Source organism: Croceicoccus marinus (assembly GCF_001661675.2).
Taxonomy (GTDB): Bacteria; Pseudomonadota; Alphaproteobacteria; order Sphingomonadales; family Sphingomonadaceae; genus Croceicoccus; species Croceicoccus marinus.
The window spans coordinates 2,508,115-2,533,285 of the sequence record NZ_CP019602.1; the positions used below are offsets into that span (position 1 = coordinate 2,508,115).

The 25,171-nt window shown below is 66.3% G+C and carries 24 protein-coding genes and 1 tRNA gene; 13 read left to right on the forward strand and 12 right to left on the reverse strand.

The features are described from left to right. Positions 1 to 62: 62 nt before the first annotated feature. Complete coding sequence (locus tag A9D14_RS11905) at positions 63 to 566, reverse strand: RrF2 family transcriptional regulator (protein WP_232468538.1); 504 nt, start codon at positions 564 to 566, stop codon at positions 63 to 65. A 54-nt stretch (positions 567 to 620) separates the two neighbouring features. On the opposite strand from A9D14_RS11905, the gene A9D14_RS11910 reads away from it, so the two are divergent. Both A9D14_RS11910 and A9D14_RS11915 read left to right on the forward strand, forming a co-directional pair. Next, a complete protein-coding gene (locus A9D14_RS11910; RefSeq protein ID WP_066849086.1) occupies positions 621 to 1,073 on the forward strand; it encodes a globin domain-containing protein in 453 nt (150 codons plus the stop codon). A gap of 13 nt (positions 1,074 to 1,086) precedes the next feature. Continuing rightward, positions 1,087 to 1,365, forward strand: a complete 279-nt coding sequence (locus tag A9D14_RS11915; RefSeq protein WP_066846731.1) for a TehB family protein — start codon at positions 1,087 to 1,089, stop codon at positions 1,363 to 1,365. A 281-nt stretch (positions 1,366 to 1,646) separates the two neighbouring features. Here the strand turns inward: A9D14_RS11915 and A9D14_RS11920 are convergent, their stop codons facing one another. Together A9D14_RS11920 and A9D14_RS11925 are read right to left on the reverse strand one after the other, a co-directional pair. Continuing rightward, entirely contained in the window at positions 1,647 to 4,049 is a 2,403-nt protein-coding gene (locus A9D14_RS11920; protein WP_066846734.1) for an FtsK/SpoIIIE family DNA translocase, read from the reverse strand. 145 nt (positions 4,050 to 4,194) lie between these two features. Further along, on the reverse strand, positions 4,195 to 4,728 hold the full coding sequence (locus tag A9D14_RS11925) for a thiamine phosphate synthase (RefSeq protein WP_066849089.1): 534 nt from the start codon (positions 4,726 to 4,728) through the stop codon (positions 4,195 to 4,197). Between the two features lie 55 nt (positions 4,729 to 4,783). Between A9D14_RS11925 and A9D14_RS11930 the strand changes: the two genes are divergently transcribed. Together A9D14_RS11930 and A9D14_RS11935 are read left to right on the forward strand one after the other, a co-directional pair. Further along, the gene (locus A9D14_RS11930) at positions 4,784 to 5,509 is read left to right on the forward strand and encodes a YggS family pyridoxal phosphate-dependent enzyme (RefSeq protein WP_083987898.1); all 726 of its coding nucleotides are present in this window, start codon (positions 4,784 to 4,786) and stop codon (positions 5,507 to 5,509) included. Continuing rightward, positions 5,496 to 5,786: a GNAT family N-acetyltransferase gene (locus A9D14_RS11935; protein ID WP_066846737.1), complete on the forward strand. Its 291-nt coding sequence runs from the start codon at positions 5,496 to 5,498 to the stop codon at positions 5,784 to 5,786. The genes A9D14_RS11930 and A9D14_RS11935 overlap by 14 nt, the downstream gene beginning before the upstream one ends. Positions 5,787 to 5,903: 117 nt before the next feature. Here A9D14_RS11935 and A9D14_RS19865 read toward each other — a convergent pair whose 3' ends face one another. Together A9D14_RS19865 and A9D14_RS11945 are read right to left on the reverse strand one after the other, a co-directional pair. Continuing rightward, on the reverse strand, positions 5,904 to 6,275 hold the full coding sequence (locus A9D14_RS19865; protein ID WP_066846738.1) for a Flp family type IVb pilin: 372 nt from the start codon (positions 6,273 to 6,275) through the stop codon (positions 5,904 to 5,906). Between the two features lie 192 nt (positions 6,276 to 6,467). Further along, positions 6,468 to 6,542 (reverse strand) — tRNA-Thr (locus tag A9D14_RS11945). Positions 6,543 to 6,670: 128 nt separating this feature from the next. Here A9D14_RS11945 and A9D14_RS11950 point away from each other — a divergent pair. Both A9D14_RS11950 and bla read left to right on the forward strand, forming a co-directional pair. After that, positions 6,671 to 6,853, forward strand: a complete 183-nt coding sequence (locus tag A9D14_RS11950) for a hypothetical protein (RefSeq protein ID WP_066846739.1) — start codon at positions 6,671 to 6,673, stop codon at positions 6,851 to 6,853. Positions 6,854 to 6,948: 95 nt separating this feature from the next. Further along, positions 6,949 to 8,016 (forward strand): class A beta-lactamase, encoded by a 1,068-nt coding sequence (gene bla / locus A9D14_RS11955; protein WP_066846741.1) that lies wholly within the window; start codon positions 6,949 to 6,951, stop codon positions 8,014 to 8,016. Between the two features lie 120 nt (positions 8,017 to 8,136). Here the strand turns inward: bla and A9D14_RS11960 are convergent, their stop codons facing one another. Further along, positions 8,137 to 8,409 carry a hypothetical protein gene (locus A9D14_RS11960; protein ID WP_066849091.1) on the reverse strand — a complete coding sequence of 91 codons (273 nt, stop codon included), beginning with the start codon at positions 8,407 to 8,409 and terminating at the stop codon, positions 8,137 to 8,139. 269 nt (positions 8,410 to 8,678) lie between these two features. Between A9D14_RS11960 and polA the strand changes: the two genes are divergently transcribed. From polA to arfB, 5 genes are read left to right on the forward strand one after another with little or no spacing between them, the layout of a single operon-like run. Further along, positions 8,679 to 11,570: a DNA polymerase I gene (gene polA, locus A9D14_RS11965; protein WP_066849094.1), complete on the forward strand. Its 2,892-nt coding sequence runs from the start codon at positions 8,679 to 8,681 to the stop codon at positions 11,568 to 11,570. Then, a complete protein-coding gene (locus A9D14_RS11970; protein WP_066846743.1) occupies positions 11,567 to 12,229 on the forward strand; it encodes an aminotransferase class IV in 663 nt (220 codons plus the stop codon). Before polA ends, A9D14_RS11970 begins: the two co-directional genes overlap by 4 nt. Then, positions 12,226 to 13,437 carry a pyridoxal phosphate-dependent aminotransferase gene (locus tag A9D14_RS11975; protein WP_066846745.1) on the forward strand — a complete coding sequence of 404 codons (1,212 nt, stop codon included), beginning with the start codon at positions 12,226 to 12,228 and terminating at the stop codon, positions 13,435 to 13,437. Before A9D14_RS11970 ends, A9D14_RS11975 begins: the two co-directional genes overlap by 4 nt. Further along, on the forward strand, positions 13,434 to 14,135 hold the full coding sequence (locus A9D14_RS11980; RefSeq protein WP_066846748.1) for an RluA family pseudouridine synthase: 702 nt from the start codon (positions 13,434 to 13,436) through the stop codon (positions 14,133 to 14,135). The genes A9D14_RS11975 and A9D14_RS11980 overlap by 4 nt, the downstream gene beginning before the upstream one ends. Then, positions 14,117 to 14,533: an alternative ribosome rescue aminoacyl-tRNA hydrolase ArfB gene (gene arfB / locus A9D14_RS11985; protein WP_066846751.1), complete on the forward strand. Its 417-nt coding sequence runs from the start codon at positions 14,117 to 14,119 to the stop codon at positions 14,531 to 14,533. The genes A9D14_RS11980 and arfB overlap by 19 nt, the downstream gene beginning before the upstream one ends. On the opposite strand, the gene murA is transcribed toward arfB, so the two are convergent. Next, the gene (gene murA / locus A9D14_RS11990; RefSeq protein ID WP_066846754.1) at positions 14,530 to 15,813 is read right to left on the reverse strand and encodes a UDP-N-acetylglucosamine 1-carboxyvinyltransferase; all 1,284 of its coding nucleotides are present in this window, start codon (positions 15,811 to 15,813) and stop codon (positions 14,530 to 14,532) included. The two genes, arfB and murA, sit on opposite strands and share 4 nt — an antisense overlap. A 141-nt stretch (positions 15,814 to 15,954) precedes the next feature. On the opposite strand from murA, the gene galU reads away from it, so the two are divergent. After that, positions 15,955 to 16,848: a UTP--glucose-1-phosphate uridylyltransferase GalU gene (gene galU / locus A9D14_RS11995; protein ID WP_066846757.1), complete on the forward strand. Its 894-nt coding sequence runs from the start codon at positions 15,955 to 15,957 to the stop codon at positions 16,846 to 16,848. 153 nt (positions 16,849 to 17,001) lie between these two features. Next, the gene (locus A9D14_RS12000; RefSeq protein ID WP_066846760.1) at positions 17,002 to 18,342 is read left to right on the forward strand and encodes a PAS domain-containing protein; all 1,341 of its coding nucleotides are present in this window, start codon (positions 17,002 to 17,004) and stop codon (positions 18,340 to 18,342) included. Between the two features lie 84 nt (positions 18,343 to 18,426). Here the strand turns inward: A9D14_RS12000 and A9D14_RS12005 are convergent, their stop codons facing one another. The 5 genes from A9D14_RS12005 to A9D14_RS12025 form a co-directional block, all read right to left on the reverse strand. Further along, positions 18,427 to 19,173, reverse strand: coding sequence for a M23 family metallopeptidase (locus A9D14_RS12005; RefSeq protein ID WP_066846763.1), 747 nt, complete (start codon positions 19,171 to 19,173; stop codon positions 18,427 to 18,429). A gap of 208 nt (positions 19,174 to 19,381) precedes the next feature. Beyond that, positions 19,382 to 20,170, reverse strand: coding sequence for a ferritin-like domain-containing protein (locus tag A9D14_RS12010; protein ID WP_066846765.1), 789 nt, complete (start codon positions 20,168 to 20,170; stop codon positions 19,382 to 19,384). Beyond that, a complete protein-coding gene (locus A9D14_RS12015; protein ID WP_066846768.1) occupies positions 20,170 to 20,670 on the reverse strand; it encodes a peroxiredoxin in 501 nt (166 codons plus the stop codon). Before A9D14_RS12015 ends, A9D14_RS12010 begins: the two co-directional genes overlap by 1 nt. Positions 20,671 to 20,672: 2 nt before the next feature. Then, positions 20,673 to 23,393 carry a bifunctional [glutamate--ammonia ligase]-adenylyl-L-tyrosine phosphorylase/[glutamate--ammonia-ligase] adenylyltransferase gene (glnE, locus tag A9D14_RS12020; protein WP_066849095.1) on the reverse strand — a complete coding sequence of 907 codons (2,721 nt, stop codon included), beginning with the start codon at positions 23,391 to 23,393 and terminating at the stop codon, positions 20,673 to 20,675. Positions 23,394 to 23,450: 57 nt separating this feature from the next. After that, positions 23,451 to 25,151: a bifunctional metallophosphatase/5'-nucleotidase gene (locus tag A9D14_RS12025; protein WP_066846771.1), complete on the reverse strand. Its 1,701-nt coding sequence runs from the start codon at positions 25,149 to 25,151 to the stop codon at positions 23,451 to 23,453. Positions 25,152 to 25,171: the final 20 nt, after the last annotated feature.

Consider the following 25,171-nt stretch of genomic DNA (forward strand, 5'->3'; position numbering starts at 1 on the left):
GGCGCGCGCTGGGCATGTCGGCAAGCCGCCCTGCCAGGAAGGCCGCCCCGCAGCGGCCGTGATCAGGCCCCGTCGACCGTTTCGGACAGAGACGAAGGCCGTCCGACCGGCGCGGCCATCTTCGTTTCGGCGGGCAAGGGCGCGCCCGGACCGTGCGCAACGGCATCGGCAAGACTTTTGCTGTCGAGGACGCCGAGAAAAGCGCTCATCGCCTCTCCCAGGACAGGCTTCAGGCCGCAGCCGCGATACAGAACGCAATTGCCGCAATCGGCTGGCTGCAGGGTTGGCTCGAACGCTCGCACCACCTCTCCCACGGTGATGCTCGCCGGGTCGCGTGCCAGCCAGAAACCGCCGCCGCGGCCGCGCGCCGTGACGATCAGACCCATCGTGGCCAGCTGGTTCACCACCTTCATCAGATGGTTGCGCGACACGTCGTGCACCGCGGCCACATCGGCAATCGCCAGCCGCGCGCCGGGATGGGCGGCGGCATGCAGGAGGACGCGCAATGCGTAGTCGGTCTGCAAGGTGAGCTTGATGGCGTCTACTCCTGAAGATGCATCTTGCATGCATCTTATGCCGTGCTAAACATGCATTATAGCTGCATCAATAAAGGATTCGCAATGGCTCGCACACTGTCACCCGAGACTATGGCCACCGTTAAGGCGACCGCCCCCGCGCTCAGGCAGCATGGTCTGGCGATCACCGAGCGCATGTACGAACGGATGTTTGCCACCCACCCGGAGGTCGAGGCGATGTTCGACAAGGCAGCGCAGAAATCGGGCGAACAGCCCAAGCGGCTGGCGGGTGCCATCCTTGCCTATGCCGAAAACGTCGACAAGCTCGAAAACCTGAGCGGGCCGGTGATGCGCATGGCGCAGCGCCATGTCGAAACGCATGTCAAACCGGAACATTATCCGATCGTCGCGGACAATCTGCTCGCCGCGATCAAGGATGTGCTGGGGGACGCCGCCACCGACGATATCCTCGAAGCCTGGGCCGAGGCATACTGGTTCCTGGCCGACATACTGATCGCAAAGGAACACGAGCTTTACGCCGACCAACCCTCTGCCTGATCGGTGACGCACCATGACCGAACCCTATAAATCGACGCCGGAATTCGACCAGGACAGCCTGCCCGACGCCCTGCGCAAGGCCCATAGCACCAAGGAAGGCGTCTGGGGCCTGCTGGTGGTCGGCAAGGGTGCGGTCCGGCTGGTCTTCCACGAACCCCGACGCGAGGTTTCGGTCCGGCCGGGCCAACCGGCGGTCATTCCGCCCCAGGCCGTGCATCATGTCGAAACCGACGGACCGATGCTGATGCATGTCGAGTTTCACACGCACGACCCATCGTCGGCCGCGGGCTGACGCCTCGGCCGGAAACCTTGCGCCGCGCCGCCGGCAGGCCCCGCAAACGCGTTGCCGCGCCTGACCAGGGCAAGCCGCTTTTCGCTGTCCTACAGCCCGACCGGACGATAGGCATTCGATGGCCCGGCTCTTTCCCATCGTCTGCTTTCTCTCGCCCCCCATGGTGTCAACCACGGGCCCACAAAGCCCGCATTTGCGCGCCATGCGGCCGGGTGACAGCACCTGTAGGATGTGTCGCCTGTGTCAACCGAAGACGGTGCCGACCGCAGGCAGACGCGATGCTACAGCGCCTGCCCGTCGCGGTCGCGATAGATCTCGCGCCGGCCGACATGGTTGGCCGGGCCGACCAGCCCGTCCTTCTCCATGCGCTCGATCCACTTGGACGCGGTGTTGTATCCGACGCCCATCTGCCGCTGGATCCAGCTGGCCGATGCCTTCTGGTTCTCGAACACCATCTGGCACACCTGCATGTACTTGCGGTCGTCCGGATTGTCCGCCGCGCCGTCCAGGTCATCGAAGGCGAAACCGCCGCCGTCCTCCGGCTCCTCGGTCACGCTGTCGACATAGGCGGGCTCTCCCTGCCCGCGCCAGAATTCGGCCACGGCCTCCACTTCCTCGTCCGACACGAACGGGCCGTGGACGCGGGTGATCGGACGGCTCGACGCCTTGTAGAGCATGTCGCCCTTGCCCAGCAGCTGCTCCGCCCCCTGTTCGCCAAGGATGGTGCGGCTGTCGATCCGGCTGGTCACATGGAACGAGATCCGGGTCGGCATGTTCGCCTTGATGACGCCGGTGATGACATCGACCGACGGGCGCTGCGTCGCCATGATCAAATGGATGCCCGCAGCACGCGATTTCTGGCTCAGGCGCTGGATCAGCACCTCGATCTCCTTGCCGACCGTGATCATGAGGTCGGCCAGCTCGTCCACCACCAGCACGATCTGGGGCAGCACCTCGTAGTCCAGCTGTTCTTCCTCGAACATCTCCTCGCCGGTTTCGGGGTCGAAGCCGGTCTGGACGCGGCGGCCCAGCGGCTTGCCCTTCGACGCGGCATTGCGGACCCGGTCGTTGAAGCTGACCAGGTTGCGCGCCCCGATGCTCGACATCATGCGATAGCGGCGCTCCATCTCCTCGACCGCCCATTTCAGCGCGCGCACCGATTTCGGCGGCTCGGTCACCACCGGCGACAGCAGATGCGGAATGTCGTCATAGCTCTTGAGTTCGAGCACCTTGGGATCGATCAGGATCAGGCGCACTTCCTCTGGCGTGAAATTGTAGAGGAGCGACAGCAGGATGCAGTTGAGCCCGACCGACTTGCCCGAACCGGTTGTGCCCGCGACCAGCAGATGCGGCATGGCGGCAAGATCGGCGACGATCGGCTCGCCCGCGATATCCTTGCCCAGGATGATCGGCAGCATGCCCTTGTGATCGACAAAGGCCTCGCTGGTGATCAGCTCGCGCAGCGCCACGGTCTGCCGGTCGGCATTGGGCAGCTCGATGCCCATGACGGTCTTGCCCGGAATGGCCGAGACGCGCGCCGAAATCGCGCTCATGTTGCGGGCGATGTCCTCGGCAAGGCCAATGACGCGGGCCGCCTTGATGCCGGGCGCAGGCTCAAGCTCGTACATGGTCACGACCGGGCCGGTGCGAACCGCGGTGATCTCGCCCTTGACGTTGAAGTCCTCCAGCACCGTTTCGAGCAGGCGGGCATTGGCTTCCAGCGCGGACTTGTCGATCACCTTGCCGGTCTGATCCGGGACCTCGGCCAGCAGGTCGGCGCTGGGCAGCTGGAAATCCTGTCCGAACAATTCGCGCTGCTTGGGCTTCTTGGGCGCAGCGGCAGGCCTTGGCGCCGAGGACGGATCGGCAATCTCGGGCGCGCGGCGCGGCGCCGGTTCGGCCTGATTGTCAGAAGGCGCGTCCTCGTCCCCGGCCCCGTCGCGGGCAGGCGCCCGTTCCGCCGCCGGTTTCGGCTGGCGCGCGGGGCGCGGCATGGCCTCGCCCTCGGCCTTGGGTTCGCGCCGCAATGCATGGGGCAGGGTCAGCAGACCGGCCCAGTCGATCGCGAACACGCGCCCCGCCAGCCCGGCGCCCGCCGCCAGCGCGACGATCGCCAGCGCCAGTACCAGCCAGTCCGACCAGGGTTCGCCCGCCAGCCCCGCCAGCGACTGGATCGCCCTGGCACCCAGCAGGCCCGACAGCCCGCCAAGGCCCGCCGGCATGTCCCACACCGGCCCGTCGATCAGCAGCGTCAGCACGCTGGACAGCAGCAGCATCGCGGCGACCAGCATCAGCAGGGGCCGGCCCCAGCGGCGCTTCCAGCCAGGCCGCGATTCGTCTTCCTCATGCTCGGCCATTTGCCACAGCCGCCGGGCAAAGACGTAGAGCAGCGGCAGCAGCAGCACCGCCATGGCGCCGAACAGCATGAACAGCAGGTCCGCGGCAACCGCGCCCGCCCCGCCCATCCAGTTCTGCGCCCGCCCGCCCGCGGCGGTGGAAAGCGACGGATCGGTCTGCGAATAGCTGGCCATCGCCAGCGCCAGGAACACGGCAAGCAGGATCAGCGCCACCGCGCCGACAAGCTCGGCGCTGCGGTTGAAGCTGGCCCGCATCGCCGCGCGCCAGTCAAGGTTCCGATTGGCCATGCCTCGTCCGGCAGGCGCGTGATTTGCGCGTGTCGCCATCGCGCCTTCCCTTCAGTCTGTGGCGGGTGAACAGTCGCCGATTATCGGCGCAGGGGAAATCAGGGTCAATCGCCCGGCGGGTTTGCCGGCGATCTGTGGATTACCTGTGCGGCATGCTGTGGAAAGCCCTGTGGACGGGCGGGGGTCAAGCTGCGGACAGACCGTCGATGGCCGCCCATCCATGGACATGCTCCACCCGGCGGAAAGCGCGGAAGCGGGAAGCGTCCATTCCGCCCAGCAGGATCGCGGGGCACCCGGCCCGCCGCGCCAGCAGCAAGGCCTGTACCGGTCCCAGCGATCGTGCCCCGGGATGCGAAGCGGTGGCGAAGACCGGCGAGACAAACACGGCGTCCGCACCCGATCTTCGCGCCGCGGCGAGTTCCCGCATCGAATGCGCGGTGGCAAGCCTCAGCAGTCCTTCAGCGCCTGCGATCCGGCCGGGCGCGCCATAGATCGCATCCGCACCCCAGGCCCTCGCCTGCCGGGCCGGAGCGGACAGCGCCACGACATGCCCTCGGCCGCGGGCGATGGCAGCCAGCCGCCCGAAGCGCGCCTGCCGCCGGACGGGATCGAGGTGATAATGCCGGTAAACGAACCCGCTCCCCCGGGGCAGGCGGCGCAGGGTTTGTTCCAGAGCGGCATCGTTGCGCGCGTCGCTCAGCAGCCAGATCTTTGGCATGGCGCGATGCTTGGGGGGCTGGCGGATCGTCACGCCCTCGCTATAGCAGCGCGCGATGACCGTGCCAGCGCTTCAGGAAACCCGCGACAGGATCGCCCACGCCGCCAGCATAGCCCGCCGCAAGCCGGCGGACGTGGCACTGGTCGCAGTCTCCAAGACCCATCCGGCAGAGCGGATCCGCCCTCTGCTTCAGGATGGCCAGCGCATGTTCGGCGAGAACCGCGTGCAGGAAGCGCAGGACAAATGGCCGGCGCTTTGCGAGGAGTTCCCCGATACCAGCCTGCATCTGGTCGGCCAGCTGCAGTCGAACAAGGCGGACAATGCCGTTGCGCTGTTCGATGCGATCCATTCGCTCGACCGCCCCAGCCTTGTGAAGGCATTGGCTAAGGCGATGGACAAGGCGGACCGCCGCGTACCCTGTTTCGTCCAGGTCAATATCGGCGGCGAGGAGCAGAAGGGCGGCTGCGCCATCGCGGACACGCCAGCCCTGCTGACGCAGGCGCGCGATGCCGGGATCGATATCGCCGGCCTGATGTGCGTGCCGCCACTGGAGGTCGAGCCTGCGCCTTTTTTCGCGCTTCTGGCCAGGATCGCTGCCGATCACGGCATTACCGGCCTGTCTATGGGTATGAGCAGCGATTTCGAGACTGCAATCATGCTGGGCGCCACTCATGTCCGCGTCGGGTCCGCCCTGTTCGGCACACGCGAGTACACGAAGCGGAACGTCGGCTTGCCTCTACCGTTCATCCGGGAAAAGAGGAGCCAACATGGACAATCTTGAAATCACCCGCCACGACGAGGAAACCCGCGGCGAATATCGCGCCCATCCTTCGGACAGTGACGCGATCGGCCGCCTGACCTACAAGAAGAACGGCGACGTCTATGTCGCCGACCACACGCTCGTCCCGCCGGAAATCGGGGGGCGCGGCATCGCGGCGAAGCTGGTGGAAGCACTGATCGCCGATGCGCGCGACGAAGGGTTCAAGATCGTGCCGCAATGTTCCTATGTCGATGCCGCTTTCAGGCGCCATCCCGACTGGTCGGACCTGCGCGCCTGATCGCGACAGTCGGCGAAGCCTTCATCGACCCGCCAGACTTCCAATACCAAAAATCGATCGGTCCGGAATCGCAATTCCGGACCGACTGACTCTGGACCCTTCGCAAACGGGGGCGACCTATTTATTCGGCCCGCCGCCGTTTCCATTGCCGCCCGGATTGTCCTTGTCGTGGCCCTTGCCAGGCGGTGTAGGCGCCGGCGATGGTGTGGGCGACGGCGACGGTGCCGGGGAAGGCGAGGGCGAAGGCTTAGGCTTGGGCGATGGTGAAGGCGACGTGTCGCCACCGCCCTTGGGCGATTCGACGAACTTGGGATCGAAATCGCCAACCTTGCCGTTCATCGACGAACCGACATTCGCTCCCAGCGCCAGGCTTGCCGCGCCGACACCCACGCCGACGACGCAGAGTATCAGCGCATATTCGGACGAGCTGGCGCCAAGCTCGTTCCTGCGAAAACTGCGCAGGCGAGAAATGCCTCTCCGAACTTCCATCGGTTGCCCCCGTTGCATGGCCGCCTGTTTGAATAGGACGGAAAGATCCTATCGCGGCGGCCATTAAGGACAGGTTAAGTCGCGCAAATACGGCAAATGCAAATCGATTTAGGAAGGTGACGGGCAATGTCACCAAGCTAACTCCCGGTGTCCGAAATTCCGACCCAGGTCGGCACAACTCTGGCGGGAAAATGGTGCTGCTGGGGAGGATTGAACTCCCGACCTCACCCTTACCAAGGGTGCGCTCTACCACTGAGCTACAGCAGCCCGGCGCGCGATGCATGATCATGCATGTCGGCGTCTTGCGAGGGCGCGCTATTGGCGGTGCCCGGCGCGCTTGTCAAGCGAAGCTGCACACGCTTGTCACCATCGCGGCTTGGTGCGATGAAACGGGGATGGCAAGCGGCGGAACCAACACCCCGGACACCCCCGCGACGACGGGCCCGATGACGCGCGAGGAACGGCTTGCGGCCCAGCTTCGCGCCAATCTGCGCCGCCGCAAGGCGCAGGCCCGCGCTATCGCGAAAGGCGACGGGGAAACGGACACGGATGGCGGGGAACGCGCTACATCCGACTGAAATCCCCCGCCTTCCACAAGCCGTCCCGCGGCGCTTGAGGAAATGAGCGGGATCGTTCATCTTGCGACAATGGGAAATTTGCTAGGATTGCGTGCATGAAGGGACTGTCATCGCACAAGCTGCGCCAAGCGGGCGCCATCATTCGTCGTTACGGAGTCGGCTTCCTGGCTGCTTCGGCGCTGGGATTCGCCCCCGCCGCACACGCCCAGGCCAAGCATCCGGAGGCGCAGAGTTTCGAGGAATTCCTCAACGGACCGGAAGGCGCCATTCTCGATTCGCACCAGGCGAACGAGAATCTGCCCGAAACGTTTCGCCGGCAACTCTTCGCGGTCGCACCGCAGGCGCAGGGCCGGATCGGTGTCGCTGCGCTCGATCTGACGACCGGGCAGACCGTGTCGATCCAGGGCGACGAGCCCTTCCCCATGGCCAGCACGTCGAAGATCGCGATCGCCGCCACCTTCCTGGCGGGTGTCGATTCCGGCAAGTACAGCCTGTTCGACCGCTACCCGCTGATGGTGCCGGTCGCGTCCGAGCCGTTCTCGAGCAAGGTTGCCCCCGTCCGCGCGGGGCAGACCATGACGGCCGAAATGCTGATCGAGCGGATGATCACCCGGTCCGACAATCAAGCCACCGACGCGCTGCTGGCGGTGGTCGGCGGCCCGCAGGCGGTGAATGCCTGGGCCCGCAAGGCCGGGCTGGGCCGCTTCCGGATCGACCGCGATATCGCCACGCTGGTGCGCGATCGCTGGGAATTCGACCTGTCGCGCCACGTCGACGTGCGCGACAGCACCCCGCCCGAGGAAATGGTCGAGCTGATTGCCGGCATCCATCAGGGCAAATGGCTGTCGCCCGCCAGCCGCGGCCTGCTGATCGGTGCGATGACGCGCACCGTCACGGGAAGCTCGCGCATTAAGGCCGGCCTGCCGCGCGGCGTATCCTTCGGTCACAAGACCGGAACGCTTAACAAAACCGCCAGCGATGTCGGCTTTGTCACCCTGCCCGACGGACGGGTGGTGGTGATGGCGATCTACGTCACGGGCCAGAGCGGCCCGGCCGCGCGCAATGCCAAGATCGCCGAGATCACGCGCACCATCTATAACGGATTCGCCACGGCTCCGGCCCGGCACGCGTCGAACGACAATAACGTTTTCGCCGCCAACTGACCGGCGATACGTCGCCCGCAATACGGCGGACGTACACTCCGGAAAAGGAAAAGGGCGCGGAAGGCAATTCCTTCCGCGCCCTTTCCTGTTGCGGTCCCCTGGGGGACTGCAGATCGACTATCAGTCAACCTGAGCTTCAGTGACGGTCTCGTCCTGAACGTCGGCTTCGACTTCAGCAGCAGCTTCGTCGGTCGCTTCCATTGCGGAATCGGTCGCCATTTCGGCTTCGGCAGCAGCGTCTTCAGCGGTGGCTTCGACGGCGTCCATATTGGCGTCGGCGTCAGCAGCCATCGAATCCATGGTGGCTTCGGCGTTTTCCTCGGTGCCTTCCGAGCAAGCGACGAGCGAGAGAGCAGCGCCGGCAGCGGCAGCGGCGAGAATGATCTTGCGCATGAAATGCATCCTTATTCAGATTGAACGTGAAGAATGAATATGTGCCTTCACGCGAAACCCGGTATTCCGGGCCTCGTGAGACACAGATAATCGTTCACGCACAGGGATGCAAGCGGCAACGCACAGTTCCGCATCGTTTATCTAAAATGCGAATATGGCCGCATTAGGGCGCGGGCGACAAATTTTCGTGGGAAGAGCCCAGATTCCCACCCCGATCAAGGCAGTTGGGGCATGATTTCCCCGCCCCTCGCTGCTACCGCCTGATGATCATGAGCGACGCAACCGAACTTGCCCCCGCAGCGGCTTCCGATGGCGCTGTGCGCAAACCGCACCTCTACCTGGTCGACGGCTCGGCTTATATCTTCCGCGCCTATCACCGGCTTCCCCCGCTGACCAATCCGCAGGGCACGCCGGTCGGCGCGGTCTATGGCTATACGACCATGTTGTGGAAACTGGCGCAGGATCTCGACGATGCGGACGGACCGACCCATCTGGCGGTCATCCTCGACAAGGCATCGCAAAGCTTTCGGCACGATCTCTATGCCGATTACAAGGCGAACCGCCCGCCCCCTCCCGAAGACCTCGTGCCCCAGTTCCCGCTGATCCGGGAAGCGACGCGCGCGTTCTCGCTCCCCTGTATCGAGGAGGACATGCTGGAGGCGGACGATCTGATCGCCAGCTATGCCCGCGCCGCCACGCGCAGGGGCTGGGACGTGACGATCGTGTCGTCGGACAAGGACCTGATGCAGCTGGTCGGCCGATGCGCCGATCCCGACGACGGGGTCGAGGGCGGCTGCATCGATATGCTCGACACGATGAAGAACGCGCGGATCGAGATTGCCGAGGTGGTCGAGAAGTTCGGCGTCCCGCCCGAAAAGCTGGGCGATGTCCTGGCGCTGATGGGCGATTCGGTCGACAACGTGCCGGGCGTGCGCGGCATCGGGCCCAAGACGGCAGAAAAGCTGATCAACGAATATGGCGATCTCGAAAGCGTGCTGGCCGCCGCGCCCGAGATGAAGAAATCCAAGATGCGCGAAAACCTGATCGAGCATACCGAGATGGCGCGCCTGTCGCGCCGGCTGGTGCAGCTGAAGGAGGATTGCCCGCTCCCCATGCCGCTCGACGAATTCGCGCTTGACGGCATTCCCAAGGAACCTCTGGCGAATTTCCTGTCGACGCATGGCTTCACCAGCTTGCTGAAGCGGCTGGGCGCGGGCAGCCCGTCGCGGCCGACCGACCTCAATCCCGCCAAGCCGGCCAATGCCGCGGCGGAAGCAGCGTCCGGAACCCGCCAGCCCCTGCCCGAATGGCCCGCGGTCGACCTCGACGCCTATGAATGCGTGACCACGCTCGACCGGCTGGATGCATGGATCGCGCGTGCGTTTGCCGCCCATGCGGTGGCGATCGATACGGAAACCAGCTCGCTCGATTCGATGCAGGCGGAGCTTGCCGGGATCAGCCTGGCGCTGGGCCCGAACGATGCCTGCTATATCCCGCTTGCCCACGGCAGCGACGACATGTTCGCCGAAAAGCCGCAGCAGGTTCCCAAGGCCGAAGCGCTCGCCCGGCTGAAGCCGCTGCTGGAAAGCGACGCGGTGCTGAAGATCGGGCAGAACGTCAAATACGACCTGACGGTGCTGCAGCGCTGCGGCATCGAGGTCGCGCCGGTGGATGACACGATGATCCTGTCCTTCGACCTCGACGCCGGGCGCGGCGGGGGCGGTATCGGACAGGCGCATGGCATGGATTCGCTTAGCCAGACGCATCTTGGCCACACCACCCTGACCTTCAAGGACATCTGCGGGACGGGCAAGAAGCAGATCCTGTTCAGCGCCGTGCCGCTCGACAAGGCGACTCGCTATGCGGCCGAGGACGCGGACGTCACCTGGCGCCTGCACCGCGTGCTGCGCCAGCGCCTGGCGGATGAAGGCGTTACACGCATCTACGAGAATGTGGACCGCCCGCTGATCCCCGTCATCGCGATGATGGAACGCAACGGCATCAAGGTCGACCGCGAGCATCTGGCACGCCTGTCGGGCGAATTCGCCGAGCAGATCGCCTCGCTCGAGGCCGAAGTGCACGAAATGGCGGGAGAAAGCTTTGCCATCGGCAGCCCCAAGCAGCTGGGCGACATTTTGTTCGACAAGATGGGCCTGAAAGGCGGGCGAAAAGGCAAGAGCGGCCAGTTCTCGACCGACCAGACGGTGCTGGAAAAGCTGGCGGGCGAAGGCGTGCCGATGGCCAACAAGGTGCTGGAATGGCGCGGCCTGTCCAAGCTGCGCTCCACCTATACCGAAGCTTTGCAACAGGCGATCAATCCCGGCACGGGCCGCGTGCACACCAGCTATAGCCTGGTCGGCGCGCAGACGGGGCGGCTGTCCTCCACCGATCCCAATCTGCAGAATATCCCGATCCGCACCGAAACCGGCCGCCAGATCCGCGAGGCTTTCGTGGCCGAGCCCGGCAATGTGCTGCTGGCCGCCGACTATTCGCAGATCGAACTGCGCCTTGCCGCGCACATGGCCGACGTTCCGCCGCTGAAGGAAGCCTTTGCCGATGGCGAGGACATCCACGCCCGCACCGCGCGCGAGATGTATGGCGAGGTTACCCGCGATACCCGCGCGCAGGCCAAGACGATCAATTTCGCGATCCTCTACGGCATTTCGCGCTGGGGCCTTGCAGGCCGCCTCGGCACCGATGCGGAGGAGGCGCAGGCCGTGATCGACCGCTATTTCGAACGCTTCCCCGGCATCCAGAAATATATCGTACATACGCTGGAGCGGGTGCGCGAGACCGGCTATTCGGAAACGCTGTTCGGGCGAAAGACCCATTTCCGCAACATCAATTCCAAGAACCCCAACGAACGCGCCGGCGCCGAACGCGCCGCGATCAACGCGCCGATCCAGGGCACCAGCGCCGACATCATCAAGCGCGCGATGGTGCGCATGATGCCCGCGCTGCATGACGCCGGGCTCGGCCATGCCAGGATGCTGCTGCAGGTGCATGACGAACTGGTCTTCGAACTGCCCGAAGGCGACGTGGCCGCCGCCTCTCCGGTGATCGAGCGGGTGATGGCCGACGCCGCGCTGCCCTCGGTCGAACTCTCGGTGCCGCTGGGGATCGAGATCGGTACCGGCCACAGCTGGGGGGCAGCGCATTGAGCATCAACCAGCCCTTGCCTCTGCCCGCACTCGCGCCCGACACGATGCTGATCGAGACGATGGGATACGATCCGCAAAAGGGCGTGCCGATGATCGAATTCCATCTCGAGCGGCTGAAGGAAAGCGCGTCGGAGCTGGGCTTCGAATGCGATCGCCATGCCATCAGGAACGAGGTGCAGGCGGTCTGCTTCACCCACCGCGAACCGGCACGGCTCAAGATCGAACTGCAGCGCACCGGCCGTTTCGCGATCCGGCTGGGACGGCGTCCGGCCCCCATGGCCGAACCCGTGCCGGTGTCGCTGGTGACGCTGGACGTCCAGCCCGGCGATCCGCGGCTGCGCCACAAGACCAGCGAGCGCGATTTCTATGACGCAGCCCGCCGCCAGGCCGCCGCCAGGGGGGCAGAGGAAGCCATCCTGGTGCGTCCCGACGGGATGGTGACCGAGGGCAGCTTCACCAGCGTCTTCGTCGAACGCGGCGACATGCTGCTGACCCCGCCGCTCGGGCTTGGCCTGCTGCCCGGGGTCCTGCGCCGCTCTCTGATCGAGGACGAGCGCGCGAAGGAAGCCGAACTGCGGGTCGAGGATCTGGACGAGGGGCTGATGATCGGCAATTCTCTGCGGGGCCTGATGCGCGCCCGGCTGATTGCCCCCGCATGAGCCAGCCGCAACTGTCACAGGCCCTGCAGCGCATCCAGCCGTCGCCGACCACGGCGATGACAGACCGCGCGACGGCCATGCGCGAAGCGGGGCGCGACATCATCTCGCTGTCGGTGGGCGAACCCGATCTGCCCACCCCGCCCCATGTCATCGCGGCGATGCAGCAGGCGCTGCGCGATGGCCAGACGCGCTATACCCCGGTTGGCGGGACCAGCGCGATGAAGCGCGCCGCCGCGCTGCATTTCGCCCGCGACCTGAACATCGCGGCCACCCCCGCCAACACCACGATCAGCGCGGGCGGCAAGCAGGCGATCTTCCACGCGCTTTGCGCCACGATCGATCCCGGCGACGAGGTCGTGATCCCCGCCCCCTGGTGGGTCAGCTATCCCGAGATTGCGCGCTTCGCCGGTGCGACGGTCGTGCCGCTGCCGACCACGCCCGCCAGCGCCTTCCGCTTCACGGCGCAGGCACTTGAGGCTGCGATCACCCCGCGCACCCGCTGGCTGCTGTTGAACAGCCCGGGCAATCCGACCGGCGCGGTGTTCCCGGCGGACGAACTGCGCGCCATCGCCGAAGTGCTGGACCGCCACCCCCGCGTGCTGGTGATGAGCGACGATATCTATGCCCCGCTGCGCTATAGCGGCGGCGATCATGCAACCCTGGCCGCGCTGCGCCCCGACCTGGCGGCCAATGGCGACAAGGGCCGCGTGCTGACCATATCGGGCGTATCGAAAAGCCACGCGATGACCGGCCTGCGCATCGGCTTTGCCACCGGCCCCGAATGGCTGATCCGCGCGATGGAACGGCTGCAGTCGCACAGCAGCGGCAATCCCTGTTCGATCAGCCAGGCGGGCGCGGTCGCCGCGATGGAGGGGCCGCAGGACTTCCTTGCCGATTGGCGCCAAATTTTTCGCCGCCGCCGCGACCTGGTGTGCGCAGCGGTTAACGCCATGCCGGGCCTGTCGACACCGGTGCCCGACGGGGCGTTCTATTGCCTGGTCGATGCAGCGCCGCTAATCGGCGGCGATATGCCCGACGATGGCGCGCTGGCGCTGCATCTGCTGGACCACGGGGTCGCCGTCGTGCCGGCCTCTGCCTTTGGCGGCGCGCATTGCGGGCTGTCCGGCTTCCGCATCAGCTTCGCGGCGGGCGAGGACACATTGCGCGAAGCCCTGCAACGCATCGAAACGGCGGTCACCAAGCTATGAATACTATCGAAATCCTGTTCGAGGACGGCGAAGCGCTGGTCATCGACAAGCCCGCCGGCCTTCCTGTCGAGCGTCCGCGCGCGGGCGGGCCTAGCCTTGAAGATCATCTCGACACGCTGCGGCTGGGATTCCAGCGCGAACCCGTGCCGGTGCACCGGATCGACACCGACACGTCGGGCTGCCTGCTGCTGGCGCGCAATCCCAAGGCGCTGAAACGCTTTTCCGCCGCGTTCGAGGCGCGGGCGGTGACCAAGCACTACATCGGCCTGGTCGCGGGCGAACTGGCGGATGAAGAGGGCACCATCGCGCTGTCGCTGTCCAAGATCAGCAGCGCCGAAAAGGGCTGGCGCATGATCGCGGCGAAAAAAGGCAAGCCTTCGGTCACCCACTGGAAGAAGCTGGGCGTGAAGGATGGCGTCACTGCGGTCGCTTTCGCGCCGGAAACCGGCCGCACCCACCAGATCCGCATTCATGCATTGGCAGGTCTGGGTTTCCCGCTGCTCGGCGATCCGGTCTATGGCGATGGAAAGGGCGCAGGCCGCACCATGCTGCATGCGTCCGAACTGGTCGTGCAGCGCGAAGGCAAGGACCCGATCAGCGCGATCGCACCCTTGCCCGCCGATTTCGCGCGGCTCTGCCCCGACATTCCGGAATCGATCGAATGGCCAGCGGGTAAAGAATGGCCGGCGGAGGCATAATCGATCGGGCCCACGCACTGGTCGAGGAGCGGTTCGTCACCGCCTCCGGCCCTGGTGGGCAGAACGTCAACAAGGTGGCGACCGCGGTGCAGCTGCGCGTCAATATCTATGCGCTGAACCTGCCGCAGCCCATCTTCCACCGCCTTCAGCGCATCGCGGGCAGCAAGCTGACCGCCAGCGGCGACCTGCTGATCGAGGCGAAGCGTTTCCGCACGCAGGACGCCAACCGCAGCGACGCGCGCGACCGGCTGACCGAACTGCTCGAACAGGCACTGGTGCAGCCGAAGAAGCGCGCCAAGACCCGCGTAAACCGCGTGGGCAAGGTGAAGCGGCTGAAATCGAAGAAGGAGCGCGGCGAGGTGAAGGCGAAGCGTGGGGCGGTGAAGAGCTGGGATTAATCCCCGCCAACGCGCTCCACCTGCGCGCCGACCAGTTGCAGCTTTTCCTCCAGCCGTTCGTACCCTCGGTCGAGGTGGTAGAGGCGGTGCACTGTCGTCTCGCCCTCGGCGGCCAGCCCCGCGATCACCAGCGACATGGATGCGCGCAGGTCGGTCGCCATCACTTCCGCGCCGGTCAGTTTCTTCACGCCATGGACCACCGCCGTGCGGCCGTTGGTCTCGATATGCGCGCCCATGCGGTTCAGCTCGGGCACGTGCATGTAGCGGTTCTCGAAGATGGTCTCGTTCAGCACGCTGGTACCCTCGGCGAGACACAGCAGCGCCATCATCTGCGCCTGCATGTCGGTGGCAAAGCCGGGGAACGGCGCGGTCGAGATGTTGATGGCTTTCAGCGGGCCGTTGGGGGCAATATGGATGCCGTCCTTGCGCTCCTCCACCACCACGCCAGCATTGCGCAGCGCATGGGTGGTGGCGCGCATGTCGTGCGCGTCGGCGCCCTTCAGGAACACCTCGCCCCCGGTGATCGCGGCGGCACAGGCATAGCTGCCCGCCTCGATCCGGTCGGCCATCACGCGATAGGTCGCACCGTGCAGCCGGTCGACGCCGTGGATCGTCAGTTCCGATTCGCCGATGCCCTCGATCTCGGCCCCCATCGCGGCAAGCAGGCGGCACAGATCGACGATCTCGGGCTCGCGCGCGGCGTTTTCCAGCCGCGTGGTGCCCCTGGCCAGGACCGCGGCCATCAGTGCATTCTCGGTCGCGCCGACCGAAACGACCGGGAAGGTGAAATCGCCGCCCGGCAGCCCGCCATCGGGCGCATGGGCGCGCACATATCCTGCGGCCAGCTCGATCTCGGCCCCCATCGCTTCCAGCGCTTTCAGATGAAGGTCGATGGGCCGGTTGCCGATCGCGCAGCCGCCCGGCAGCGACACGGTCGCCTCGCCCGCGCGGGCCAGCAGCGGGCCGAGCACCAGGATCGAGGCGCGCATCTTGCGCACGATGTCATAGGGCGCGACCGTGCTGGTCAGCCGCGTCGCCTGCAGCGTCATCACCCGCCCGAAATCCTGCGGCCGCGAACCGGCGATGGCGGTGGACACGCCGAAGCCGTTCAGCAGATGCTGGAACTGGTCGATGTCGGCCAGCCGCGGCAGGTTGCGCAATGTGACCGGTTCCTCGGTCAGCAAGGCGCAGGGAAGCAGGGTGAGAGCGGCATTTTTCGCGCCGGAAATCGGCAGCGTACCCGAAAGGCGCTTGCCGCCTTGAATGACTATCTTGTCCATCGGCCCGCTTTAGCCCGAAATAGACCGATCGCAAGCCGTATGGGAGCACCGTTCCACCGGACACAGACTTGCAACCTTCATGGCCCAATGCCTAGAAAACACGAGATTTCGCTTTTGCAGCACAAAGGAACGATGGCACCCATGCCCGAAACCGCCCCTACGCCTGGCCGCAAGCCTATCCGCAAGGCCGTCTTCCCCGTCGCCGGTCTCGGCACGCGCTTCCTGCCCGCCACCAAGGCGATTCCCAAGGAATTGCTGCCCATCGTCGACCGCCCGCTGATCCAGTACGCAGTGGACGAGGCGCGCGAGGCCGGGATCGAGCAGATGATCTTCGTCACCGGCCGCGGCAAGACCGCGCTGGTCGAGAATTTCGACATCGCCTTCGAGCTCGAGGCGACCATGAAGGAGCGCGGCAAGGATTTGTCGGTGCTCGACCCCACGCGCTTCCGGCCCGGCGACCTGATCACCGTGCGCCAGCAGGAGCCGATGGGCCTGGGCCACGCGATCTGGTGCGCGCGCGCCATCGTCGGCGACGAACCCTTCGCCATCCTGCTTCCCGACGAGCTGATGTGGGGCAAGCCCGGCTGCATGAAGCAGATGGTCGAGGCCTATAACGAGGTTGGCGGCAATCTGGTGTCGGTGCTGGAAGTGCCGCACGACCAGGTCTCGTCCTATGGCGTGATCGATCCGGGCGCGGCAAGCGGCGCCCTGACCGAGGTGAAGGGGCTGGTCGAAAAGCCGCCCGTCGACCAGGCGCCGTCGAACAAGATCGTGTCGGGCCGCTACATCCTTCAGCCCGAGGTGATGAAGACGCTGGAAACGCAGGGCAAGGGCGCCGGCGGAGAGATCCAGCTGACCGACGCCATGGCCAAGATGATCGGCAACCAGCCGTTCCATGCGGTCACGTTCGAGGGCAAGCGTTACGACTGTGGGTCCAAGACCGGCTTTGTCGAAGCGACGCTGGCGCTGGCGCTGGAACGCGACGACATGGGCGCCGAAGTGCGCGCCATTGCCGAGCGGCTGCTGGCCGAGTGATGTTGCGTCCGTTCCGATGCGGTATCTGACTGTTCCGCTTCGGGAATTAGGGACTTACCCCTAGGTCGACATTCGGATTGCCTTGGCTAGCCATGCCCACAGCATGGCCGCGGGCCGCACTTGAAGCGGCCCGCGATAAAAGGCCTGTCTACAATGGCTACGCCGACCGAAACGACCGGTGGGGAACATGCAAACGGAACGGAGGCCACCGCTACCGATACGCGGACGGGCGCGACCGGATGGGCACGCCTTCCGCGGATCGAAGGCCGCTGCCTGACCGTCCTGCTGATGGCGATCACGGTGCTGGCCGCTGCGGCGATCTTCGCCCAGTCGGTCCTGCCCCCGATATGCCTTGCGACACCGCTGGCGGTGCTGGTGGCGCTGACGGGTGGACTGCGGCGCACGCTCGCCGCGACTGCGATCATCGCGGGCGTGGCATTCCTTGCCGCCCGGCTGGACCTGGGTCCGATCACCGATGCGTCCATGTTCATGGCGTTCTGCGCCGTGCTGGCCGCCACGGCGCTTCCTCTGGCGGGCTGGGCCGATCGCGCCCGGCGCGACCGCACGGCCCTGGCCATCGCCCGGGACGAAAGCCAGCGGCTACGCGACACGATCGACGAGGTGATCTTCGAGATCGACCGCGCGGGGTGCTGGTCGTCGCTGAATGCGGCATGGGAACGCATCACCGGCTTCAGCCGCACGGAAAGCCTGGGCCGCCCGGTCGAGGATTTCCTCGAAGCACTGGAATGCGATGCCGAGCGCGAAAGGTTCAGCCGCCTGATCAGCGGCGAGCGCGGCCTCGTCACCTCGCTCCACACGATCCGCCGCCCGGATGGCGACACCCGCCATGTCGAGGTCAGGATGCGCGGCGCCTTCGACCTGCAGGGCCGCCCCGTGGGGCTGGTCGGCCATATTCGCGACATCACCCAGGCCGCCCGCTATCGCCACGCGCTCGACGATGCGGAGCGCCGCTTCTCGACGCTGGCCAATGCCGCCCCGGTCGGGATCTGGCGCACCAATGCGCGCGGTGACACCCTGTTCGTCAATCATGCCTTCAAGCAGATGACCGGGCTGCGCGATGGGCAGTGGGAAGGATCGCACTGGATCACCGCCATCCACCCCGACGACTTCGAACGGGTGGTGACCATGTGGAAGGCCGCGCTAAAGGCCGAGGCCGCGTTTCGCGCCGAATGGCGCTGGCGCGGACCCGATGGCGCAGTCGTCTGGGTGGCGACCAGCGGCGCTCCGCAACTGGACGAGGATGGTCGGTTGACGGGCTATATCGGCATGAACGTCGATATCACCGAACAGCGCGGCGCCGAGGCCCAGCTTGCCGAGAACGAGCACCGCATGCGCGCCGTGTTCGAAAGAATCGGCGGCGCCGCCGATCCGGCTGCCGATCAGGCACAGTGGGACGGGCTGGCTACCCAGCTGCGGCAGATGACCGGGCCGCAAGGCCGCCGCCCGGCCAGCCGCAAGATGTGGGCGGCCTGAAGCCTGGCCTTGCGATGGCGCACGAAAAAGGGCCCGGCAGATCCGCTCTGCCGGGCCCTTTTTTCTTGGCTCGAATCGTTTCGCTTACTCGGGACCGCCCGCGCCGGTGTTGGTGGCCGAAGCGAAGGCTTCCATGAAGGTGTCGGCGTGCAGATAGGGGGTCGGATCGACCGCTTCGCCCGCGATGCGCACTTCGTAATGAAGATGCGGGCCGGTCGAACGGCCGGTGCTGCCGACGAAGCCGATCAGGTCGCCCTTCTTGACTTCCTGCCCGGGGGACACGTTCAGCTTCGACATATGGCCATAGCGGGTCTCAAGGTCGCCGCCATGCTCGATCTTGATGAAATTGCCATAGCCGCCGTACCATTCGGCCATGTCGATGGTGCCATCGGCGGTCGCATAGATCGGCGTACCGGTGGGCGCGGCCAGGTCGATGCCCTTGTGATTGGCCCGGCGCCCCGTCACCGGGTGATCGCGCAGACCATAGTCGCTGGTGAAGCGGGCAGTCGTCAGCGGCATGCGCGACGGGATGTTGATCGCCTGGCGTCCGACTACCGGTACAGGCACTTCCTGGGCCACTTCCACCGACTTCCAGCGGGCGAACAGGTTGCGATAGCGCGGATCCGATTTCTCGGCACTGGTTTCGGCGGTCGTCGCATTGACGGTCGAGGCAACCTCGGTCGAAGCGGCAGCCGCCGCCATGGTTGCGGTATTGCTTCCGGGCTGCGCCAGCGCAGCGGTCGGGGTCATCGCCGCCGACAGCGTCGCGATGGTGCCCAGCGCAACGAAACGGGCGCTACCGAGAAGAAAGAAACGATTACAACCAAGCATATTGCCGAACCTCTGTTTCTCGGCATCGTGCCCCCAAATTCCGTCCGGGCTGACGATGCCGGGTGATCCCTCCGGCACAGCTCTGGCGAGGCCCGGTCCCATCGAAGGGCACGCATCCGGATCAACGCAGACAAGCTGCTTCAAAATTTCGAGAAGGTCGGAACCCCCCGCCGTTCTCATGCGTACTGGCTAGGGTAAAAAAGGTTAATCAGACAATACCAGCGCGGAACCCGCGCGATAGACCGGCAGACTCCCGCGCTGAGTCGTTGAACGGTGGCTTAATCGTTCCCTGGAAGCAGCTTTTCACAAGAAATTGCCATTTTTCGACAGGGTCTTCGTCTCTGTCACGGCACAGTTGAACGAAATGGCTGGTTCCGAAACGCACGTGGCGAATCTCGTCGTCAAGGATTCGCGACAGGATTCGTGCCCCGTTCTCGTCACCTTGCGCGTGCACCCGGTCCCGCATCGCGGGCGTGATATCCAGCCCCCGCGCTTCCAGCACCATCGGCACGATCGCCAGCCGCGCCGCCACATCGTGCTTCGTCTCGCTTGCCGACTCCCACAGCCCGCCATGCGCGGGCAATTCGCCATACGCGCTGCCCAGCGTCTTCAGCTTGCGGTCGAGCAAGGCGAAATGCATCGCCTCGTCCGCGGCGACCGACAGGAAATCACCGACAAAGCCGGGGTCCATCTGCCCACCGAACCGCCCCGCCATGTCGAGCGCGAGGTCGATGGCGACGAATTCGATATGCGCCAGCGAATGCCACAGCGCGATGCGCGCCCTGTCCGATCCGCCGCGCCCGCGCTTGGGCATCCGGTTCGGCGGCAGCAGTTCGGGCCGTTCGGGGCGCGCAGGCTCGTCGGGCATGGCGATGTCGAAACGCGCCGCCAGACGTCCCAGTCGCCAGTCGCGTGCAACTTCGCGCGCGGCCATCGCCTTGGCGCTCGGCTCGCCCGTCAGCAGCGCATCGCGGATGGCCTGCGCCACGCTGCGCATCAGCCCAGCGCCTTCGCCGCCTCCAGCACCGCTTCGGCATGGCCCTTGACCTTCACCTTGCGCCAGACCTGCGCGATGGTGCCGTCGGCGTTCACAAGGAAGGTGGTGCGCTCCATCCCCATATAGGTGCGGCCGTACATGCTCTTCTCGGTCCAGATGCCCAGCGCTTCGGCCAGCCCGTCGGTGCCGCTGTCCGGCGCCGTATCGCTGGCGAGCGGTATCGTCAGCGCCTGCTTCTCGATGAATTTCAGATGGCTTTTGGGCGGATCCTTGCTGACGCCCAGCAGCGCGATGCCGGCCTTGTCGAAATCGGGCTTCAGCGCCGAGAAATCCTTCGCCTCGCTGGTGCAGCCGGGGGTGTTGTCCTTGGGATAGAAGAACAGCACGGCGGGCCTGCCCGCGAAATCGGCGATCGACACGCTGCCGCCATCGGGTGTTTCCAGCGAATGCGCGGGAAAGGCATCGCCCTCGCCGGGCCGGTCGGTGCTGGTGGCGGTCATCGTCAAAGCTCCAGTGTTTCGTCGAAGGTTTTCGCCCAGGCCTGTGCCACCGCGTGGCGCGCCTTGTCGAGCGCGGCGAGCAATGCGTCCCAACCGTCCTCCTCTTGGCAATCGGCCTCAAGGCAATTGGCGACCAGCACGCCGCGCGCGGCCTCGGGCAGTTCCATGCCGTCGGGCGCGACCAGCCGCAGCGATACGAGCAGCCGGGTCAGCAGGTCTTGCGCCGCCACCAGATCGCCCGATACCAGCCCTGCCCCCGCCAGCGCTGCCACCGCCGCGCGCAGATGCGGGTCCAGGAACGCGCCGTCCGGCCCGCCCCCTTCGCGCAATTGCAGGTAATGGGTCAGGAATTCCAGGTCGACCAGACCGCCGCGCAGCAGCTTGACGTCCAGCGGGCCCGCGGGCGGCTTGTGGCGCGCCATCTCGGCCCGCATCTCCAGCACCGCGCCTTTCAGCGCCGCCGGATCGCGCTTCATCGCGACCAGCTCGCGAACGAAGCCCGCCAGCACCTCGGGCGCTTCGGGGGGCCCATGCAGCACGCGCGCACGCATCAGCGCCATGTGCTCCCACGTCCAGGCCTGCTCGCGCTGATAGCGGGCGAAGCTGTCGGTGCTGACCGCCAGCAGCCCCTGCGCGCCCGAAGGACGCAGCCGCGTATCGACTTCGTACAGCGCCCCTTCCGCCGTCGGGACGGACAGCGCAGCGCTGACCCGCTGGGCCAGCCGGTTGAAATATTGCGTGGCGCCCAACGGCCTGCGCCCGCGCGATTCCGCCGCATAGTCGCCGGTAAACAGATAGACGAGGTCGAGGTCGCTGGCATGGGTCAAGACGCCGCCGCCCAGCCGCCCGAAACCCAGCACGACCAGCTGGCCGCCTTTGATCCTGCCATGCTCCTCGGCGAAATTATCCGCCGCGGCGCCGGCCAGCACGTCGATGGCGGCCTCTGCCGTGCGCGACAGGCCCGCGGCGATTTCCAGCGGGTCATGCGCGTGGTCGATCAGTTGCACGCCCAGCGCGAAGCGCCGCTCGCTGACTTCGCGGCGCACGCGGTCGAGCAGCCGCTCGTAATTCGGCGCATCGGCGTGATATTCACGTTTCAGCGCCTCCACCGACGGCGGCAGGGCAAAGGCGGTGCGGTCGATCAGCGCGTCGAGCAAGTCGCTGCGCCGCGCCAGCGCATCGGCCAGCGCGGGCGACAGCGCCAGCACCCGCGCCAGCGTGTCGAGCAGGCCGGGCCGCGCGGCCAGCAGCTTGAACAGGTTGAAGGCCGAGGGGAGCCTTGCCAGCATCTGTTCCCAGCGCGTGATCGCCCGCTCCGGCAAGGGCGCCCCCGCCAGCGCGGCCAGCAGCGCAGGCTCGATCTCGGCAAAGGCGGCCAGCGCGGCATCGGATCGCAGCGACTTGACCCTTCCGTCCTTCCAGCCCGCGATCCGCTCGGCCAGCGCGGCAGGTTCGTCGAACCCCAGCTGCGCCAGATGCGCCGGAGCGGAGGCCGCCGGCTGGGCCTTCCCGCCATGCATCTCGAGCAGATGGTCGAACCGCTCCGCCACCTTCGTCGTCACATCGTCCAGTTCGGCGACCAGCGCCGCGCCGTCGGCAAGCCCGTCCAGCCGCGCGACATTATCCATTTCCTCCTGCGTGGCAGGCAGCGCATGGGTCTGGCGGTCGCGCACCATCTGCAGCCGGTGCTCGATGACGCGCAGCCGGTCATAGCTCTCGCCCAGTTCGTTTGCGTCGGCTGCACCGATGATCCCGGCTTGCGCCAGAGCGTCCAGCGCATGCCGCGTGCCGCGCACCCGCAATTCGGGGATGCGCCCGCCGTGGATCAGCTGATGGGTCTGGGCATAGAACTCGACCTCGCGGATCCCGCCGCGACCGCGCTTGAGGTCGTATCCCGGCCCGGGGCGCGGCGGACCGTCATAGCTTTCGCGGATCCGCCGAACGAGGCGCGAAATCTCGTCGATGGCGCCGAAGTCCAGCGACTTGCGCCATACGAACGACCGGATCGCATGGAGGAACCGCTCGCCCGCCGCGACATCGCCCGACGCGCTGCGCGCCCGGATGAACGCCGCCCGCTCCCACGCCAGAGCCGAGCTTTCGTAATGCGTCAGCGCCGCATCATAGCTGATGGCAAGCGGGCTGACCTCGCTCGCCGGACGCAGGCGAAGATCGACGCGCAGCACGTAACCTTCCGCCGTTGCCGATCCCATGGTCTGAACCAGCCGCCGTGCTGCCATTTGCGCGGCTTCTGCTGGCTCGTCACGGTCGCGGCGGGGGATGGTTTGGGGATCGTAGAGCAGGATAGGGTCGATGTCGGAGGAATAGTTGAGCTCTCCCGCCCCCTGCTTGCCCAGCGCAAGCGCCACCATGCCGATCGGCGCATCGCCCCACACGTCATAGTCGGGAACGCGGGCTCCGACCGCATCGCGCATCGCGGTGTCGAGCGCGCGATCCGCAAAACCGCTGAGTTCCGCCATTACGCGCGAAAGCGGAAAGGCGCCTGCCAGATCGCCCACGCCCAGCACCAGTGCCAGGGCGCGCCGCTGCCGCCGCAGGCGCACGCCGACATCCGGATCGCCGCGCGCCAGCGCCAGCTTCAGCGCCGCCTCCGCCTCGCCGCGGGCAAGCAGGGCGGCGATATCCTCCTCGCGCCCCAGCAGGTCGGACAGGAACGGGGCATGCGTGCGTGCACGGTGAAGCGCGTCATCCCATTCGGCGGACATTATTTCCTCTACCATCGGCCTGATGTGGCGCGCCTGGCGGCTGCAGGCAAGCCGCGGCTATTCGCCGATGATCGTGATCCGGTCGGTCGCGGGCAGTTCCCGCCCGCCTTCGCCATCGATCCAGGCCTCGAACGCGTCGAGGTCCACCGGGCCGATCGTCTTGTCCTCGGGCTGCGAGAATACCGTGAAGCGGTCGCCGCCGCCCGCGAGGAAATTGTTCACCGTCACCCGGTAGCGGACATCGGGATCGATCGGCTGGCCGTTCAGCCGCAGGTCCGACACGCGCTGCCCCGCCGGCTTCGTCCGGTCGAGCGTATAGGTAAAGCCTTCGGACACCGACAGGATCTCGGGCGAATCGGGCATCGTGAACTGCTGATCGAGCGCGGCGGCGATCTGCGCACCGGTCAGATCCATCGTCACCAGCACATTGCCGAACGGCTGCACCGCATAGATCTGCCCAAAGGTCACGGCGCCGTCCGCGCTTTCGGGCACCAGGTCGGCGCGCACTCCGCCCTCGTTCATGAAGGCGATCTGCGCGCCGTTCGCGCGCGTCGCGGCGAGCTGCGCGTCCGCGATCAGATTGCCCAGCGCGTTTTCCCAGCCATCCTCCCTCGCCGGACCGGATATGCGCCCCGCGGGCCGCTCGGACGCCGCGCGGGAAGCATCCTGATAGCGCGCGACATAGGCTTCGATTTCGGGATCGGGCGCGAAACGGCGGAAGTTCGGATCCTCGGACTGGACCAGCACCATTTCGGCAGCCTTCACCCGCACGTCATGCTGCGCGGGATCGACCGTCACCACCAGATCTGCGACCATGCCCGACCCATAGCCGGTGCTGGTCACCAGAAAGTCGCGCGCCGGATCGAACTGGCTGTATTCGCAGATGTAATAGCGATGCGTATGGCCCGATATGACGAGATCCACGCGCGGATCCAGCCGCTTCAGAATATCGTCGAGCGGGCCGATCGCGCCGCCGCAATCATCGCCCGCATCATAGAAACCGTCGCGTTCGAAACCCTGGTGGATGGCGACGACGATCGCATCCACGCCCTGTTCCAGCAGCCGGGGCACCAGTGCATTGACCGCATCCGCCTCGTCGCCAAAGCGCAGCCCCTCGATCCCGGCGGGCGGCACCAGCGCGGGCACGTCGCGCAGCGGCAGGCCGATGACCGCGACGGCCACTTCGCGCTCTCCCGAACCGAAGCGTCTGATGCCATAGGCGGGCAGCAGGGCGGATCCGCCGGGCATCGTTACATTGGCGGCAAGGAACTGGAAATTTGCGCCCCTGAACGGATTGTCGATCTGGCATGGTTGGCGCAGGCCGAACTGCTCGCAGCCGCCGTTCTGCATGCGCAGCAATTCGCGCCAGCCGCGATCGAGTTCGTGATTGCCGACCGCGTTGAAATCCAGCCCGATGCGATTCATCACCTCGACCGATGGCTCGTCGAGGAACAAAGAAGAGACGAGCGGGCTGGCACTGATCAGGTCGCCGGCCGAGATCACCAGCGAATCGCTGTTCTGCGCCCGCAATTGCCGCACCGCCGTGGCCAGCACCGCCGCGCCGCCGACCGGGGAATCGAATACGCTGCCATCCGGCGTCAGTGGCCCGGCATCGCTCTTGCGCTTATGCGGCAGCAGATTGCCGTGGAAGTCGTTGATGGCGATGATCCGGACGGTAACCGGGGCCGGCGAAGGGGCCACGCTGGCGCAGGCAGCAAGACCGAATGCAAGCAGCGAAGCGAAAAGGGGGCGAATCATGCCCCCCTGTCTAGCGGCAC

What these genes read in the sequence shown, in the direction of transcription:
- arfB (WP_066846751.1), top strand. Translation starts at nt 14,117, where the DNA reads ATGGCCGGCGGAGGCATAATCGATCGGGCCCACGCACTGGTCGAGGAG.
- A9D14_RS11915 (WP_066846731.1), top strand. Translation starts at nt 1,087, where the DNA reads ATGACCGAACCCTATAAATCGACGCCGGAATTCGACCAGGACAGCCTG.
- A9D14_RS12000 (WP_066846760.1), top strand. Translation starts at nt 17,002, where the DNA reads ATGGCTACGCCGACCGAAACGACCGGTGGGGAACATGCAAACGGAACG.
- A9D14_RS11930 (WP_083987898.1), top strand. Translation starts at nt 4,784, where the DNA reads ATGACCGTGCCAGCGCTTCAGGAAACCCGCGACAGGATCGCCCACGCC.
- A9D14_RS12005 (WP_066846763.1), bottom strand. Translation starts at nt 19,173, where the DNA reads ATGCTTGGTTGTAATCGTTTCTTTCTTCTCGGTAGCGCCCGTTTCGTT.
- polA (WP_066849094.1), top strand. Translation starts at nt 8,679, where the DNA reads ATGAGCGACGCAACCGAACTTGCCCCCGCAGCGGCTTCCGATGGCGCT.
- A9D14_RS12010 (WP_066846765.1), bottom strand. Translation starts at nt 20,170, where the DNA reads ATGCGCAGCGTGGCGCAGGCCATCCGCGATGCGCTGCTGACGGGCGAG.
- galU (WP_066846757.1), top strand. Translation starts at nt 15,955, where the DNA reads ATGCCCGAAACCGCCCCTACGCCTGGCCGCAAGCCTATCCGCAAGGCC.
- A9D14_RS12015 (WP_066846768.1), bottom strand. Translation starts at nt 20,670, where the DNA reads ATGACCGCCACCAGCACCGACCGGCCCGGCGAGGGCGATGCCTTTCCC.
- A9D14_RS11950 (WP_066846739.1), top strand. Translation starts at nt 6,671, where the DNA reads ATGGCAAGCGGCGGAACCAACACCCCGGACACCCCCGCGACGACGGGC.
- A9D14_RS11980 (WP_066846748.1), top strand. Translation starts at nt 13,434, where the DNA reads ATGAATACTATCGAAATCCTGTTCGAGGACGGCGAAGCGCTGGTCATC.
- A9D14_RS11935 (WP_066846737.1), top strand. Translation starts at nt 5,496, where the DNA reads ATGGACAATCTTGAAATCACCCGCCACGACGAGGAAACCCGCGGCGAA.
- A9D14_RS11960 (WP_066849091.1), bottom strand. Translation starts at nt 8,409, where the DNA reads ATGCGCAAGATCATTCTCGCCGCTGCCGCTGCCGGCGCTGCTCTCTCG.
- A9D14_RS11905 (WP_232468538.1), bottom strand. Translation starts at nt 566, where the DNA reads ATGCAAGATGCATCTTCAGGAGTAGACGCCATCAAGCTCACCTTGCAG.
- murA (WP_066846754.1), bottom strand. Translation starts at nt 15,813, where the DNA reads ATGGACAAGATAGTCATTCAAGGCGGCAAGCGCCTTTCGGGTACGCTG.
- A9D14_RS12025 (WP_066846771.1), bottom strand. Translation starts at nt 25,151, where the DNA reads ATGATTCGCCCCCTTTTCGCTTCGCTGCTTGCATTCGGTCTTGCTGCC.
- A9D14_RS11925 (WP_066849089.1), bottom strand. Translation starts at nt 4,728, where the DNA reads ATGCCAAAGATCTGGCTGCTGAGCGACGCGCGCAACGATGCCGCTCTG.
- A9D14_RS11920 (WP_066846734.1), bottom strand. Translation starts at nt 4,049, where the DNA reads ATGGCGACACGCGCAAATCACGCGCCTGCCGGACGAGGCATGGCCAAT.
- A9D14_RS19865 (WP_066846738.1), bottom strand. Translation starts at nt 6,275, where the DNA reads ATGGAAGTTCGGAGAGGCATTTCTCGCCTGCGCAGTTTTCGCAGGAAC.
- glnE (WP_066849095.1), bottom strand. Translation starts at nt 23,393, where the DNA reads ATGTCCGCCGAATGGGATGACGCGCTTCACCGTGCACGCACGCATGCC.
- bla (WP_066846741.1), top strand. Translation starts at nt 6,949, where the DNA reads ATGAAGGGACTGTCATCGCACAAGCTGCGCCAAGCGGGCGCCATCATT.
- A9D14_RS11910 (WP_066849086.1), top strand. Translation starts at nt 621, where the DNA reads ATGGCTCGCACACTGTCACCCGAGACTATGGCCACCGTTAAGGCGACC.
- A9D14_RS11975 (WP_066846745.1), top strand. Translation starts at nt 12,226, where the DNA reads ATGAGCCAGCCGCAACTGTCACAGGCCCTGCAGCGCATCCAGCCGTCG.